The following is a 14,523-nucleotide window of genomic DNA, read 5'->3' as shown; positions in this document are numbered from 1 at the left end:
GCAGCGCGATGAATAACAGCTTCCTTTTCAAGCGATCTCTCTCCGTGAGTCAGAGCCGAATACAGGCCCGCTGCGGCTTATAAACAGGTCAATGGCGCAAATCAAGATGAGCGTTGGGTAATTACCGGCTGATGGACTTACTGGTCCACACTCGAGAAGAGCTGTCCGATGCGTATCCTCTTGATTCACGCGCACAACGAGCCGCAGTCGCTCACGTCTATTGGTGCTTCAAGTATCGGAGTTTCAGGCGAGACACCTACTCCAGCCCCATCGCCTCCACCACGCCCTGGTCTTCCCCCAGGAACCCACCACTCTGATGCTGCCACAGCCGCGCATAGGTACCGTTTTTCGCCAACAGTTCAGCGTGGGTCCCCTGCTCGATGATCCGTCCTTCATCCATGACGATGAGACGGTCCATGGCGGCGATGGTTGACAGCCGATGGGCGATGGCGATGACCGTCTTGCCCTGCATCATCTCATCGAGGCTTTCCTGAATGGCGACTTCGACCTCTGAATCCAGGGCGCTGGTAGCCTCGTCAAGTAACAGTATCGGGGCGTTCTTGAGCATCACCCGGGCGATGGCGATACGTTGGCGCTGGCCGCCTGAAAGCTTGATGCCGCGCTCACCGACCAGCGTGTCGTAGCCGGTATGGCCCTGGCGGTCGCTCAATTGGCTGATGAACCCGTCGGCCTGGGCGTTGGCCGCAGCAGTGCGAATGTCCGCGTCGGTCGCATCCGGGCGGCCATAGGCGATATTGTCGCGAATGGAGCGGTGCAACAAGGATGTGTCCTGGGTAACCATGCCGATGGCGCTGCGTAGACTGTCCTGGGTAACGTGAGCGATGTTCTGCCCGTCGATGCGGATCTCACCGCTGTCAACATCGTAGAAACGCAGCAGCAGGTTGATCAGCGTGGACTTGCCGGCACCGGAACGACCCACCAGACCGATTTTTTCCCCTGGCCGAATATGCAGGCTCAGCCCATCGAGCACCTGGCGCTCACCGTTGTAGTTGAAGCTCACATTGTCGAAGGTGACCGAACCGCCCGTGGGCACGAGTACGCCGGCGTTCGGCGCATCCTGGACTTTCGGCCCTCGGGTCAAGGTGTCCATGCCGTCCTGCACGGTGCCAATGTTTTCGAACAGCGATGTCATCTGCCACATGATCCAATGGGACATGCCGTTGATCCGCAACGCCATGGCGGTGATCGCCGCTACAGCCCCGGCACCGACTTCGCCCAGGTGCCACAACCACAAGCAATAGCCGCCGGCGCCGAGGATCAGCGCCACCACCAGCGCCTGGTTGACGATCTCGAACTGGCTGACCAGACGCATCTGCCGAAAGCCCGTCTGCTTGAAATCCTCCATTGCGGCACGAGCGAAGTGCGCTTCACGTTTGGAGTGGGAGAACAGCTTCACGGTGGTGATGTTGGTGTAGGCGTCCGAGATACGTCCGGTCATCGACGACCGCGCATGAGCCTGCTCCTGCCCCACTTGCCCCAGGCGCGGCACGAAGTACAGCATCGCCAGCCCGAACAAGACGACCCAGGCAATGAACGGCACGATCAGCTTCAGGGCGAAGCCACCGGCCAGGGCAATGATCGCGATGAAGTAAACGCCAATACCGGGGGCGATTTCGATGACGGTGAACAGGACTTCGCGCACGGCCAGTGCCGTCTGCATCACCTTGGTCGTGACCCGGCCCGAGAACTCATCGGAAAAGAACGAAAGACTTTGTCGCAGCATCAATCGGTGGAAGTCCCAGCGCAGCCGCAGCGGCAGATTGATCGCCAGAATCTGGTGCTGAACCATGGTGCGCAGCGCCACCAGCCCGATGCTGGTGAGCAGCACGATGCCGATCCCCCATAGCACCCGGCTCTCTTGCGCGCTTTGCGCCTCGCCGCCCGTCTGCCAGGAAGAAAGCAGGTCGACCACCTGTCCCAGAAACGAAAACAACCAGGCCTCATAGATCGACACGGCGGCGCTGAGCAGCGCCAGCGCCAGGATATAGCCACGGGCGCCTCGGGTGCACGCCCACAGAAACCGCACCAGGCCAACCGGTGGTGGCGGTACTTCATCGGGCGGAAAAGGGTCGAGTCTTCGTTCGAACACACGAAGCATTGCGGCCTCCGAAAGGATTAAAGGAAAGAGATTCTGCCATTGAACGAGGATTTTGAGGCGTTTGCGAAGCGGGGGTTCAGAGCGATTGGCGTGTTTGCACCTGGACAGCAGCGGTTGTTACTCCAGCGGATCGTCTGTCAACTGGCCGCTTTTGGTCGGGAGCAAACTCCCGCTCAACGTTTTGCACATGTAGCTCGCAGAGCCAGGACAAAGCCCTCGGAACTGTTCCGTTCGAGAAATAACAATTGGCTCACAACCTCGTGGTTGCATGTGGTAGCCGAACGCCTCAAAAAAACCTGAGGCATTCGTCGTTAGCAGGTGTAATTGGTCGATTCCATTGCAGGCAGCGATTCTTTCGATGAGTCTAAGCATCGATGCTCCGACTCCTTTCGATCTATAGACGGGCTCAACGACTAACGATCGGAGCAGTCCATCGGCCCCGTACGCTTCGAACCCACCCCAACCGACGGTTAGACCGTCCAGCGTGAACTCAAAGAAAGTTCGACCCGAAAGTTCAACATCTGCCGTAGGAAGACCTGCCGACTCCAAAGCGCTGCGAAGCTGCGCGAATCTTTCCCCGACGATTTGCGTAGCCTGGATAGCCAACTCGCTTTCCATATCTGCTCCTGATCTTTCCTTGTTGATGGCCAATGCCATGGCAAGGCCCCATCCAGTCCTATTCGCTTTACTGAATATACGGAAACTCGTATATTCGTTTTTTCGCATATATACCTCTGTTCATAGACCGGACGTGCAGCCTTCTTATTGTGCTGAGCTGCCTATTCTTCCGCCAACCTACGCTCCCTGGATTGGCATCAGCTTGCAGACCAAGGAATCCCCCCAATGAAAGTCCTGTTCATGTGCACCCACAACAGCTGTCGCAGCATTCTTTCCGAGGCGATGTTCAATCATCTGGCACCGCAAGGCTTGGAAGCAGTCAGCTCGGGAAGCTTTCCCAGTGGACGTGTCAACGCACGCGCCTTGCAAACATTGGCGGCAGCAGACATAGACACGGATAACCTGAGTAGCAAGGCTTCAGATACTTTTCAAGACGCCCCACCGGACATCGTCATTACCGTCTGCGATCGTGCGGCCGGCGAGGCCTGTCCAATATTTTTCGGACCTGCCCTGAAGGCGCACTGGGGCTTGGCCGATCCATCAGAGGCCACCGGGTCCGAGGCCGAGATTAGCGCGGCATTCGAAACGACCCTCGCCAAGATTCGGCAGCGCTTGGATGCATTCTTCGCCCTGCCTCTAAAAACAATGAGCACTGAGCAACTTCAAGCTGAACTGAATCGTATCGGTACGCTTTGAAGCATCGAGCAAAGCCCTGCGGGGCATGGCTGTAGGAGTTTACATGCAAGATACATTGCCCAACGTACAGGTCGATCTGATTGACATCCCCACCCTGGAGCAGCTGAAACCGACCGCCCCGCTCGTTCATAAACCTCGGATACTTCTGTTGTATGGATCGACACGAGAACGCTCCTTCAGCCGTCTGGTCACCCAGGAAGCAGCGCGTCTGCTGGAAGAGTTCGGGGCCGAAACGAAAATATTCGATCCATCGGGTTTACCACTGCCGGACGACGCTCCTGACACTCACCCCAAGGTTCAGGAACTGCGCCGATTGATGCAATGGTCGGAGGGACAAGTGTGGTGTTCTCCTGAGCGCCACGGCTCCATGAGCGCGGTGTTCAAGGCCCAGATCGACTGGGTTCCGCTGGCGCTGGGCGCCATACGGCCTACGCAGGGCAAGACCCTTGCCGTGATGCAGGTATGCGGCGGTTCGCAATCGTTCAACGTGGTCAATCAGCTACGGGTTCTGGGCCGATGGATGCGCATGTTCACCATCCCGAACCAATCTTCGGTGGCCAAGGCGTTTACCGAGTTTGACGAGTCAGGTCGTATGAAACCATCAGCGTATTACGACCGATTGGTCGATGTGATGGAGGAACTCATGAAGTTCACCCTGCTCCTGCGTGATCGCCAGGCATATCTGGTGGACCGCTATTCGGAGCGCAAGGAAACGGCCGAGCAGTTGTCTTCAAGAGTGAATCAGCGCTCCATTTGATGCCATCGCAGATCCATCAGTGGGAGGACAGTTCGCCAGCAATCATCTCGATCCTTTTGGATCGGGATGGAAAGTCCTTACAATCCTCCTCCCTCTATTCGGACCACCACCATGCCGCGTCTTCTTTCCCTGGCGTTGTTACTCATGGCCGGCCAGGCCATGGCGTACCCAGCCCTCCAGGACACTGAGCTCTACACCCAAAAGACCAGCGATTGCCGGGATGTCGACCTGGCCATCTGGCAACACCCTGCCCGCACCGTGCTAGAGAAGAACGGCATCAAGCTGGAGCGGGTGCAGTTGTGCAATGGTGGACGTTATCCGATCTTCCAGGGCGAAGTCCCTTACGACCCGCAAGGTCAGACCAAAGATTTCTTCCTACCGTTGTACGAGCAATTGCGAAAGGCAAACGGCAAGTGGCCCTACGTATTGGTCGCCACCAATTATGGGGAGATGGTGTACGTCAGCTATCCGCAGAGCGACTCGATCTCCCTGAATTATGAGAATTTCGAGGCGCCCTAGAAGCAATCCGGCCTTTCGGCCAGCCCCTGCCTTTCTAACCGCTTTGCGGCCGAGGCGGCTTCAAATTCAGCGATTATCCTGGCCCGGTTGTCAGCCACAAGCCTCTTGACCATGGCGGAGTAAGGCATTGACGGTGCAGCTCGCGCTTCGAGTTCAGCGAATATTCGTTGAGCATCTTTCCAAAGACGGTCGAAAAATCTGCCAGGAGGTTCTGAAGCTGCTTCTTTTAGCGCGTCCTCAGCCTTCAGCAGTTCATTTTGGATTCCAAGCATTAGCTCGGTCCGTGTTTCAACCAGGTCCACGCGGTTCAGGCCGAATACTTGATAGGTGGCCAGTCCATAGGGATCCCAGTCACTCCCCCTTTTCAACGGAGCGATCAGGCTCAGGCCTCGCTCGATGATCCACTGCAAATGGTCGTCAGGATTGCGGCGGGTGGGATCTATCAGATAGGCATCCTCAGCACTCAGGTCATCGCCTTTAGCCATTGCTCGCTGCCCGCCGATTGGGAAGGAGTCATACTTGCCAAGCTTGTAGGCGCCTCCTTTCACCTTTTGCTTGTAGGGCTGTTCAGTAACGAACCTCTGGACTTCATGATATTCGGAGCTATTACAGTGAATGCAACTGGGCAAAAGATTTGTCCACTCGGATGCCAGCCACCAGTAGCCGGTATGAGCGAGGTCTTCAGTCACCCGGCCTTTTGGCCTGAAGTGCTCGACCTGAGCAGACATCACAGCCTTGTAACTGGATTCGCAATAAGCACACTTCTTGTGAAAGAGCTGGTCCAGTTTTTTCTTCACATCCTTTGATCGGTAAGCCGCGAAGTTGAATTTCTTTTTCTTCTTCGACTTTTTTGCCGCTTTCACCTTGGACTTTGTCTTGGGGGGCGCCGGTTGAGCCGCCAGCGCCGTGTAAAACGCATCGGCTCGGATTCTTTCTTTCGCTCCACGACCGTCAGCCTTGGCAAGCGATGCAGGTTCAGTCACCGTATTGCGATTGACGTAGATCATTGCCCGGCCTCATCGACACCACCGCGCAGACGCTGAAGAATGAGATTGATAGATTCTTCGCGAACCGCAGCACGGTCGAGTCGATTGGAGCGCAACTGTTCGACGATATGCCGACGCAGGGCTTCATTTACCACCTGCCGCTCCGGGGTATCACCAATCATCGAAAACGCGTTCAATTGCTCGGAAAACTGCCCTTGCGGATCTGCACTCCGGGCATCGGAAAGCAGCAACCGATCAATGCGCTGTTGGGTTTCAGGCTCCGAGGTGCTGGCTAGGCCAAAATATTCGGAGGTCAATAATTGTTCGGCGCGCATTCCGGTTACCCCTGGCAGACCGGTCACCTCCGCTATTGCTCCGGAATCGTCGCGTATCAGTACATGCACTTCACCGTCGAACATCCCTCTGATACAAAGAGGGTCGTGGGTTGTGATAATGAACTGGACCTGCGGCATAGCACGGCGCAAGGCGCTCACCACCTGCATCTTCCAGCGTGGATGCAGATGGATTTCGATTTCATCAATCAAGACAATGCCACGTGAACTCTCAAGATCTCCCCATTGCCTGACCATGTTCCGGAGAATATCCAGAGCCATTGCAAATAATGACCGATAGCCATCGCTGAGCTGCATCAGGGGTATATCTTCGCCGTTCTTGTTAATCAGGATGCCATTGCGCTCCGAACGAACAATCTCATCGCCGTCTGCCAGGTTGAGAATTTCTCGCAGTGCCCGAGCGACCGTTGGGAAAGTTTTCTCATCGAGAGACTCAAGCCAATCAGCGGAGTGCGGCAAAACTCTTTGTTTGTTGAACAACGAGACAATGCTCGAGACTCTCTTGATATGTCTGTAGCTTGTTGGCTGGTCGTTGAAAAGACGGTGGGCACCGTACCCGAGAACCAAGGCACTTTCGAATACCTCTTCGTGGATCTCCCCACCCCGCTGAATGTGTAGCTCATTGCTGCTGCCATCATCAAAGTTGATCTTGATGCTAGCCTGGGTCGATGACCTGTGTTCAAGAATTTGCCGCCCTGTCCGGTCCACATACCCACCTGAGTGGCGCAGAAAAGCATCAAAATCTACCTTGGTCTGTTTGCGCAAATCCCGCCCCATCGTGCCCAAGGCAATGGCCTGAAGCAGCGAGCTTTTTCCTACCGCATTTTCACCGAGTACCACCACTGCAGGCGCTATGCCTCGCTCCTCTACTGCCTGGCTGGAAAAGTCTATCTTGAACTTTCCGAACCCCTTGAAATTCTTGATATGGACCGAGCGGATGCGTGCAAACTTGGTCGCTTGTGTCTCCTCGATTACCTCAAGAAGATCCGCGGGATGAGACGTCTGCGGTTTATCTTTACCCTTGAGGTGAGCCAAGAAATCGCGCCACATCGCCGGGTTGGCCAAATCAATGAAACCGGCCAGTTCGCTATTGAACTCGGCTTCGGTGGGTGGGATCGTTCTCGCTGACGTTGCCAGCAAGGAGTCCGTTATCCAGTTTCTCGCCGCGCCCACATGGGAACGGCGATCATCCAGCCTGCTCTCGACCTCGGACAGAATCCGCGCGTAGCCTCTTCCGCGCATTTTTTCGATACTGATGCCAAGCTCCGAAAAAATGGCAGCGCGTCGTCCCACCAGCTCGCTTCGATTGAGTTTCAGGATGTCGACCGTTTCCTTGCCTCGTGTACCTCTGGACAGGCAATATCCGTCGGCGCTGAATGCAAGATACTCGTAGGGATCGTCGTGGGATGGATCTATGAGAACCGGACGCTCCTCATCGGCCATCGTCAGCGGCGTGAACGGCGCGACCCGCTTGTCCTCTGTCGGGAACTGCGAGCCTTTGTACCGTGCGCAAACGACACAGGCCAGAACAAGATTGCTCCACTCATAGGCATACCATGCGTAATGATCGGGGCTCGGAGCACCCGAGAAGCTGATCCGACCTTTGGCGTTCATTACTGGGCGATGGTGGTGCACTTCGAATTCAAAAGGCCTCAGATCCTTCTCACAATACCCGCACTTTTCATGGAAAGCCGCGACAAGCGCCGACTTCACTTCTCTAGAGCTCCATATTCGAGGGTTAACCTTCGGCCGCCGGGTCAGCCGGGAAGGGAGGGCGAGTTCAAAATGCTCACGCAGAAGAGACAGTTCGGCAGTCAATGCCTTTTTGGTGAGCGAAGTGGGAGTACTGCTCGGATCACGCCATACAAATCTCAAAAGTCAGTTCCTTTAACTTGATGGGGCCTGACAAGCTCAAGCCTGCCTTACAAACCAGGCGTTGGCGTCACCCGATTCATTCGCCGATGAATAACGCCGGACCGCTGGCAACTTCTGAAAGCGGCTTACAGAGCCGTCTCTGGCTCGCTGTAATACTTTTCCCCCATGTCCCTTTTAAGCTTGGCAATGTGCTCGGAGCAATCGGTGACCACTTGCCTGAAGCTGCTGTCAATGTCCTGGCAACGATCCAGATAAACGCGCGCAAGCACCGCCAGATAGGCTTCGATAATGCGGCTAAACACCAGAATGCAGTCCTTCGTCCTTTTACCTGAACGGGTGACCACGTAATTGCGGTGCCCTTCGCCCGTCTCCCTCGGCTCGCTTTCGACATACACGCCCCAGACGACCTTGTTGTTGTGTATGTAGTCGCTCAGCATTCCGTTGAGCATACCTGCGTCGGGAATGACCGCTTTCAGTGCAGTAATCGATTTGGTTGACTCAAACCTGTCAACCTCCTCCATGCTTTGCGCGTTCATGATCTGATAAGCGTGGCCCACCTGTTCCAGGATGGAACGAAGCAGACAGTTCACGTCAAAATACATGCTGTTCTTGATCAGTATCGAGACAGACTGAAAGCTGCCCAGCACCCTTTGTAAAATCACCATCGAGGTACGCAGGCCGATATTCAGCTCAGGAATCAAGCCCAGGCTTTGATCGATAGCCTTATGCGCTTTGAACGAGCTGTAGACCAGGAAGTCAGCCGCCAGAAACTCATCTTTGATGAGCGATTGCATGGTCAAGCCGTCTGGACTCTTTAGCTGCGCCAGCAATGCCTGGAAGTTTTCGTTGTCGAACTCTTCCTTCTCATCAAGGGATGAAAACAGAAAATGCACCAGCCTGAGGACGGTATTGGAACTGTCGGTGGGCAACGCGTAGTCGTATTTTCCGGTGCCCAGGGGGAAGAGTAGATGGATATTATCAATCGCATGCGCGCCGTCCCGATGGTATCGAATGTCCCTCAGGGAAAACCACGGCTCTCTTTTTTCGCTCATGTTCGCCTACCTCCATGGAATGAGATGTCCTCACGCAACGCCTGGGTGGTTGGCCTCCAGGCGGCTGCGGGACGAATCTAACACGCTGAGAGACAAAGGTAGAGGCATTACGACATCATTGTAGACTCGCGGCCTTCCGCCATGCACAGCAGCTTACCGCGGCACTTTCAAATCCACCCCGAGCGCCTGGGCAAATGCCTTGACCAGCGGACTGCGTACGGTGTTGTGCCGCAAGATCAGGCTGAAAGGCGTGACGATACTGATCAAGTCGGGACGCACCGCGCGCATAAGGCCCTGCTCCACCATTGCGGCGGCGTAGTGTTGCGGTAGAAAGCCTACGAAACGGCCCGTCTTGACCAGTAGCGCAACCGCTTCCACCTGGGTCGCCGAGGCAGAAAAGCTGTCGTAACGGGCGAAATTCAGTTTATCTCGGTGAATCGCATAGCGATGGTTGACGCATTCATATTCCTTGAGCATCTCGCTATTGACCTGCGCCTCTGGCAAATCGAATAACGGATGCCCCAGCGCGCAATAAACCAGCGAGCGCTCCTGGTACAAGGGGTAGTAGTCGAATTCCTCTCGTTGCTGGTAAACCGGGACAATTCCGGCCACTAACCGGCCCTCCACCACACCACGCTCCACTTCATCCAGCTGTGACGCTTGAAGTTGCAGCCTTACTTTTGGCGACTGCTCGTTCATGCGTCTAAGCGCTGCAACTAACGGAGAATTAGCGTCGGAAATGGTGTTATCAATCACCCCCACACCCAGGTCGCCGACAAGTTCATTCTGAGCTGAACTAAGCCGATCTCGAAAGTTATCGACCGAGGCAAAAAGGTCAATGGATGCCTGATACACCAACTTGCCTTCTTCGGTCAGATGAAACCCCTCGCGACCTCGGGTACACAAGCGCATGCCAATCCGGATTTCCAGATCGGAGATCTGTTTGCTGATCGCCGCCAGCCCCACGTTCAGCTCATTCTGCGCAGCGCTGAAACCTCCGGCCTCGACCACGGCCTTGAAGACTTTGAGCAATTTGAAGTCCAGGCCGCTGAGCGCCAACGGAGCCCGGTGAGGCGGTTTAGGCGGCGGGTTTCCGGAATTGGAAAGTGGGGTTTCCATAATGCTTATTTACCTCTGGCGCCCTATTCAACACTCTGTGTCCAACAACAAAAACAACGCTGGCTAATAATAATGATCACAGAAAACCTGGCTTGGCAACCGCTAAGATTTTTCGCCTCCGAGTGCCAACTCACTGATTTCCAGACATTAAAAGCTGACACTTCGATCAGCCCTTTCCGCGTCGAAACTGCGTTCCCCCCTGCCCTTGATGAATAACTAAGCCGAGCCATGCCTGGTGGATTTCCATCGTCCAGGGCCAATGTTCCGGGCCAGGCACAACGCTTCAAGTTCGCTTTACCGATGAGGAAAATAACGATGTCTCAAACCACTGATCGCCTCTGGGGTGCGCGTTTCAAGAGCGGCCCGTCCGAGGCCCTCGCGGCCCTGTCGCGTTGCCCTGAGCGCTATTTTCGCCTGACCCCTTACGACCTCGCCGGGTCCAAGGCTCATGCAGGTGAATTGCAACGCGCCGGCCTGCTGAGCGAAGAAGAAACCCGGACCATGCTCGCCGCGCTGGACCAGATCGGCGTCGACTTCCGCGCCGGCAGCATCGCTCCGACCCTGGACGACGAAGACGTCCATACCTTCATCGAGCGCCTGTTGACCGAGCGCCTCGGCGCCCTTGGCGGCAAGTTGCGTGCCGGACGCTCGCGCAACGATCAGACGGCCAACGACCTGCGCCTGTTCTTGCGCGATCACGTCCGCACTCTGGCCGTCGAAGTGCTGGCCTTGCAACAGGCGCTGGTAACCCAGGCCGAACAACACGTCGAGAGTATCTGCCCCGGCTTCACCCACTTGCAGCAAGCGCAACCGATCGTCTTCGCCCATCACCTGCTGGCCCACGCCCAAGCGATGCTGCGCGATGTGCAGCGCCTCGTGGATTGGGATGCGCGCACCTCGCTGTCGCCACTGGGCGCCGCAGCCATGGCCGGTTCCGCAATCGCTCGCCTGCCCGAACATTCGGCCCGCGAAATGGGCTACAGCGGTGTGTGTGAAAACTCCATCGACGCTGTAGCCAGCCGCGATCACGTGGCTGAGTTCCTGTTCATCGCCAGCATGCTCGGCATCAACATTTCCCGCCTCGCTGAAGAATTTTGCCTGTGGTCGTCGCGGCAATTTCGCTGGGTCACGTTGGACGATGCCTACGCGACCGGCAGCTCGATCATGCCGCAGAAAAAGAATCCGGACATTGCCGAGCTGGCTCGCGGCAAGGCCGGTCGCTTGATCGGCAACCTGACGGGCCTGCTGTCCACCCTCAAATCGTTGCCGCTGTCCTACAACCGCGACTTGAGCGAAGACAAGAACGGTGTACTCGACAGCGTCGACACGCTGCTGCTGGTGTTGCCCGCCATGGCCGGGATGGTCGCGACCATGCAGGTCAACGTTGAAGAGCTGCGGCGTCAGGCGCCGCTGGGCTTCATCCTCGCCACCGAGGTCGCCGATTGGCTGGCCATGCGCGGTGTGCCGTTCAAGGAAGCCCACGAAATCACCGGTGCGCTGGTCAAGGCCTGTGAGCAACACGACATCGAATTGTGGGACGCGTCCCCGGCGCTGCTGGCCGAAATCGATCCACGCCTGACGCCAGAAGTACGCGAGAGCCTGACCCTGGAGGCCGCCATCGCAGCCCGCAGCGGCCGCGGTGGTACCGCACCGCAGCAAGTGCGTGAGCAGATCGGCCGGTTGAAGACCGCACTCGTCGCCCAGCAGAAGTGGACCGAGGACTACCAGGGGTTCCGCCTCTGAATCAGACACCCCTGTGGGAGCGGGTTTGCTCCCGCAGGGACCAGGTGTTTGACCCGAAATAAAGTGTACGGAGAACCCACATGAGCCACACCCAGGCAGAACAACTCCAGGCGGAGCGCAAACTGGCGGAAAACCAGTTCGACATCACCCAATACCAGCATGTGCCACGGCGCTATTACGGACGCATCTTCTTCGCCACGGTGATCGTCATCGCGCTGCTGGGCCTGGTGCGGGCCTTCGCCGAAGGCAAGATCGAATGGTCGTATATCGGCCAGTTCCTCACGTCCCAGGCGATTCTGTGGGGCCTGTTCAACACGATCGTCATGGCCGTGCTGGCCATGGCGCTGGGGATTGTGTTCGGGGTGATCACGGCAATCATGCGCATGTCGGCCAACCCTATCCTGCGCTACGTGGCGCTGACCTATACCTGGCTGTTCCGCGGTACGCCGTTGATTCTGCAGCTGCTGTTGTGGTTCAACCTGGCACTGATTTTCCCCACCATCGGCATTCCCGGCTTGTTCGAAATGGACACTGTGAGCCTGATGACGCCGTTCGTGGCCGCCCTGCTCGGCTTGAGCATCAACCAGGGCGCCTACACCGCCGAAGTGGTGCGCGCCGGCCTGCTGTCGGTGGACACCGGCCAGTACGAAGCCGCCAAATCCATCGGCATGCCGCGCCTGCAAGCGCTGCGCCGGATCATCTTGCCGCAAGCCATGCGGATCATCATTCCACCGGTAGGCAACGAGTTCATCGGCATGGTGAAAATGACCTCGCTGGCGAGCGTCATCCAGTATTCGGAACTGCTCTACAACGCTCAGAACATCTACTACGCCAACGCCCGGGTCATGGAGCTGCTGATCGTCGCGGGTATCTGGTACCTGGCCACGGTCACGGTGCTGTCCTTTGGTCAAAGTCGTCTGGAGCGCCGTTTCGCTCGCGGCGCCGGCAAGCGTTCGTGAGGGGAAGCGACATGAGAAGCATCGTCAAGGCCGTGAGCCTGAATAAATACTACGACCAGTACCACGCCCTCAAAGACATCAACATCGAAGTCGAACAAGGCGAGGTGCTGTGCATCATCGGTCCGTCCGGCTCGGGCAAGAGCACCTTGCTGCGCTGCGTCAACCAACTGGAAAAGATCGACAAGGGCGGCCTGTGGGTCGACGGCGAGCTGGTGGGTTATCGCGTGGTCGGCAACAAGCTCCACGAACTCAACGAGACGCAGATCGCCCGGCAACGCCTGGCCACCGGCATGGTGTTCCAGCGCTTCAACCTGTTCCCGCACATGACCGTGCTGCAAAACATCGTCGAAGGTCCCTGCCAGGTGCTCAAGCGTTCGCCCAAGGAAGCGCACGAAGAGGCACTGGAGCTGCTGGCGCGGGTTGGCCTGGCCGACAAACGCAACAGCTACCCGATCGAATTGTCGGGCGGCCAGCAGCAACGGGTGGCGATCGCCCGCGCCCTGGCCATGCGGCCCAAGCTGATGCTGTTCGATGAACCCACTTCGGCACTCGACCCGGAACTGGTCGGTGAGGTGCTGTCGGTGATGCGCGATCTGGCGCAGACCGGCATGACCATGATCGTCGTCACCCATGAACTGGGCTTCGCCCGCGAGGTTTCCAATCGCATGGTGTTCATGGACGGCGGGCAGATCGTGGAGGCTGGAAGCCCCGAAGAAATCCTTATAAGTCCACAAAACCCACGCACCCAAAGCTTCATTTCTGCCGTTCGAACCTAAGCGCCGTCTGGCGTCACAACACTCATAAGAGAACGACCATGAAGAACTTCGTAATCCCAGCAGTACTCGCCGGCCTGGTGGCTTCCAGCGTCAGCTTCGCCGCCGATTTGCCCGCAAGCATCAAGGACAAGGGCGAGATCGTCGTCGCGATCATGCCGAACTATCCACCCATGGATTTCAAGGACCCGGCCACCAACACCCTGACCGGGCTGGACTATGACCTGGGCAATGCCCTGGCCGAACGTCTGGGCGTGAAGATCAAATGGCAGGAAACCGGCTTCGAACAGATGATCAACGCCCTGACCACCGACCGGGTGGACATGGTGCTGTCGGGCATGACCGACACCGCCGAGCGTCAGGCCAGCGTGACCTTCGTCGACTACTTCACCAGCGGCCCGCAGTTCTACACGTTGCAAAAGAACAAGGACACCAACGACGTCACCGACCTGTGCGGCAAGAAAGTCGGCACCAGTCGCCGTACCACCTTCCCGGCGGAAATCGCCGAGTTCAGCAAGGGCACCTGTGAAGCGGCCGGTAAACCGGCCATCGTGGTGGTCGGTACCGAAGGCTCGGCAGACGCTCGTGCACAGCTGCGCCAAAGTCGAATCGACGCGGCGATGCAAGGCAGCGAGACCCTCTCCTACCTCAAGACCCAGGAAAAGGACATGTACAAGACCGTCGGCCAGCCGATTTCCGTGCAGTTCACCGGCCTGGGCGTGAGCAAGAAAAAGCCCGAGCTGAGCGAGGCTGTGAAAGTGGCATTGCAAAGCATGGTCGATGACGGCAGCTACCAGGCCATCCTGAAAAAGTGGGATCTGGAATTGGGTGCGATCAAGACGGTGACCATCAACGCCGGTAAATGACCAGGGCCGGGGTGTACGCAGAACCTGCAACACCCCGCCCGCCCCTGTGGGAGCGAGCTTGCTCGCGATGGCGTCCGATCAGTCTCTA

General features: G+C 57.2%; 13 protein-coding genes. 7 read left to right on the top strand and 6 right to left on the bottom strand.

The features are described from left to right. Nucleotides 1-256: 256 nt before the first annotated feature. Both ACLEJR_RS12245 and arsN2 read right to left on the bottom strand, forming a co-directional pair. The gene (locus ACLEJR_RS12245) at nt 257-2,119 is read right to left on the bottom strand and encodes an ABC transporter ATP-binding protein (RefSeq protein WP_440814212.1); all 1,863 of its coding nucleotides are present in this window, start codon (nt 2,117-2,119) and stop codon (nt 257-259) included. A 117-nt stretch (nt 2,120-2,236) separates the two neighbouring features. After that, on the bottom strand, nt 2,237-2,776 hold the full coding sequence (arsN2, locus tag ACLEJR_RS12240) for an arsenic resistance N-acetyltransferase ArsN2 (RefSeq protein WP_440814209.1): 540 nt from the start codon (nt 2,774-2,776) through the stop codon (nt 2,237-2,239). A gap of 186 nt (nt 2,777-2,962) precedes the next feature. Here arsN2 and ACLEJR_RS12235 point away from each other — a divergent pair, with 186 nt between their 5' ends. The 3 genes from ACLEJR_RS12235 to ACLEJR_RS12225 all read left to right on the top strand — a co-directional run bounded on the left by ACLEJR_RS12235 (nt 2,963) and on the right by ACLEJR_RS12225 (nt 4,709). Then, nucleotides 2,963-3,433: an arsenate reductase ArsC gene (locus ACLEJR_RS12235; RefSeq protein ID WP_440791761.1), complete on the top strand. Its 471-nt coding sequence runs from the start codon at nt 2,963-2,965 to the stop codon at nt 3,431-3,433. A 43-nt stretch (nt 3,434-3,476) separates the two neighbouring features. Continuing rightward, nucleotides 3,477-4,190 (top strand): arsenical resistance protein ArsH, encoded by a 714-nt coding sequence (gene arsH / locus ACLEJR_RS12230; protein ID WP_440814208.1) that lies wholly within the window; start codon nt 3,477-3,479, stop codon nt 4,188-4,190. Between the two features lie 111 nt (nt 4,191-4,301). Then, nucleotides 4,302-4,709 (top strand): hypothetical protein, encoded by a 408-nt coding sequence (locus ACLEJR_RS12225; RefSeq protein WP_440814206.1) that lies wholly within the window; start codon nt 4,302-4,304, stop codon nt 4,707-4,709. Here the strand turns inward: ACLEJR_RS12225 and ACLEJR_RS12220 are convergent. The 4 genes from ACLEJR_RS12220 to ACLEJR_RS12205 all read right to left on the bottom strand — a co-directional run bounded on the left by ACLEJR_RS12220 (nt 4,706) and on the right by ACLEJR_RS12205 (nt 10,094). Then, entirely contained in the window at nt 4,706-5,716 is a 1,011-nt protein-coding gene (locus tag ACLEJR_RS12220) for a hypothetical protein (RefSeq protein WP_440791756.1), read from the bottom strand. The two genes, ACLEJR_RS12225 and ACLEJR_RS12220, sit on opposite strands and share 4 nt — an antisense overlap. Further along, nucleotides 5,713-7,923, bottom strand: coding sequence for an AAA family ATPase (locus tag ACLEJR_RS12215; protein ID WP_440814204.1), 2,211 nt, complete (start codon nt 7,921-7,923; stop codon nt 5,713-5,715). The genes ACLEJR_RS12220 and ACLEJR_RS12215 overlap by 4 nt, the downstream gene beginning before the upstream one ends. A gap of 125 nt (nt 7,924-8,048) precedes the next feature. Continuing rightward, on the bottom strand, nt 8,049-8,975 hold the full coding sequence (locus ACLEJR_RS12210) for a hypothetical protein (RefSeq protein WP_440791752.1): 927 nt from the start codon (nt 8,973-8,975) through the stop codon (nt 8,049-8,051). A gap of 153 nt (nt 8,976-9,128) precedes the next feature. Then, on the bottom strand, nt 9,129-10,094 hold the full coding sequence (locus ACLEJR_RS12205) for a LysR family transcriptional regulator (RefSeq protein WP_440791750.1): 966 nt from the start codon (nt 10,092-10,094) through the stop codon (nt 9,129-9,131). Between the two features lie 315 nt (nt 10,095-10,409). Here ACLEJR_RS12205 and argH point away from each other — a divergent pair, with 315 nt between their 5' ends. The 4 genes from argH (at nt 10,410) to ACLEJR_RS12185 (ending at nt 14,435) form a co-directional block, all read left to right on the top strand. After that, nucleotides 10,410-11,837, top strand: coding sequence for an argininosuccinate lyase (gene argH, locus ACLEJR_RS12200; protein WP_440814202.1), 1,428 nt, complete (start codon nt 10,410-10,412; stop codon nt 11,835-11,837). Nucleotides 11,838-11,917: 80 nt separating this feature from the next. Beyond that, a complete protein-coding gene (locus ACLEJR_RS12195) occupies nt 11,918-12,796 on the top strand; it encodes an amino acid ABC transporter permease (protein ID WP_440791746.1) in 879 nt (292 codons plus the stop codon). Between the two features lie 11 nt (nt 12,797-12,807). After that, nucleotides 12,808-13,572 (top strand): amino acid ABC transporter ATP-binding protein, encoded by a 765-nt coding sequence (locus ACLEJR_RS12190; protein ID WP_440791744.1) that lies wholly within the window; start codon nt 12,808-12,810, stop codon nt 13,570-13,572. A 38-nt stretch (nt 13,573-13,610) separates the two neighbouring features. Further along, nucleotides 13,611-14,435, top strand: coding sequence for an ABC transporter substrate-binding protein (locus tag ACLEJR_RS12185; protein WP_440814200.1), 825 nt, complete (start codon nt 13,611-13,613; stop codon nt 14,433-14,435). Nucleotides 14,436-14,523 lie beyond the last annotated feature (88 nt).

The organism is Pseudomonas sp. SMN5, from assembly GCF_052041925.1.
Classification (GTDB): domain Bacteria; phylum Pseudomonadota; class Gammaproteobacteria; order Pseudomonadales; family Pseudomonadaceae; genus Aquipseudomonas.
This window is presented reverse-complemented; position numbering and strand designations above follow the sequence as displayed.

Excerpts from the sequence above, each read along its gene's own strand:
- ACLEJR_RS12245 (WP_440814212.1), bottom strand. The coding sequence starts at position 2,119 with ATGCTTCGTGTGTTCGAACGAAGACTCGACCCTTTTCCGCCCGATGAA.
- arsN2 (WP_440814209.1), bottom strand. The coding sequence starts at position 2,776 with ATGGCATTGGCCATCAACAAGGAAAGATCAGGAGCAGATATGGAAAGC.
- ACLEJR_RS12235 (WP_440791761.1), top strand. The coding sequence starts at position 2,963 with ATGAAAGTCCTGTTCATGTGCACCCACAACAGCTGTCGCAGCATTCTT.
- arsH (WP_440814208.1), top strand. The coding sequence starts at position 3,477 with ATGCAAGATACATTGCCCAACGTACAGGTCGATCTGATTGACATCCCC.
- ACLEJR_RS12225 (WP_440814206.1), top strand. The coding sequence starts at position 4,302 with ATGCCGCGTCTTCTTTCCCTGGCGTTGTTACTCATGGCCGGCCAGGCC.
- ACLEJR_RS12220 (WP_440791756.1), bottom strand. The coding sequence starts at position 5,716 with ATGATCTACGTCAATCGCAATACGGTGACTGAACCTGCATCGCTTGCC.
- ACLEJR_RS12210 (WP_440791752.1), bottom strand. The coding sequence starts at position 8,975 with ATGAGCGAAAAAAGAGAGCCGTGGTTTTCCCTGAGGGACATTCGATAC.
- ACLEJR_RS12205 (WP_440791750.1), bottom strand. The coding sequence starts at position 10,094 with ATGGAAACCCCACTTTCCAATTCCGGAAACCCGCCGCCTAAACCGCCT.
- argH (WP_440814202.1), top strand. The coding sequence starts at position 10,410 with ATGTCTCAAACCACTGATCGCCTCTGGGGTGCGCGTTTCAAGAGCGGC.
- ACLEJR_RS12195 (WP_440791746.1), top strand. The coding sequence starts at position 11,918 with ATGAGCCACACCCAGGCAGAACAACTCCAGGCGGAGCGCAAACTGGCG.
- ACLEJR_RS12190 (WP_440791744.1), top strand. The coding sequence starts at position 12,808 with ATGAGAAGCATCGTCAAGGCCGTGAGCCTGAATAAATACTACGACCAG.
- ACLEJR_RS12185 (WP_440814200.1), top strand. The coding sequence starts at position 13,611 with ATGAAGAACTTCGTAATCCCAGCAGTACTCGCCGGCCTGGTGGCTTCC.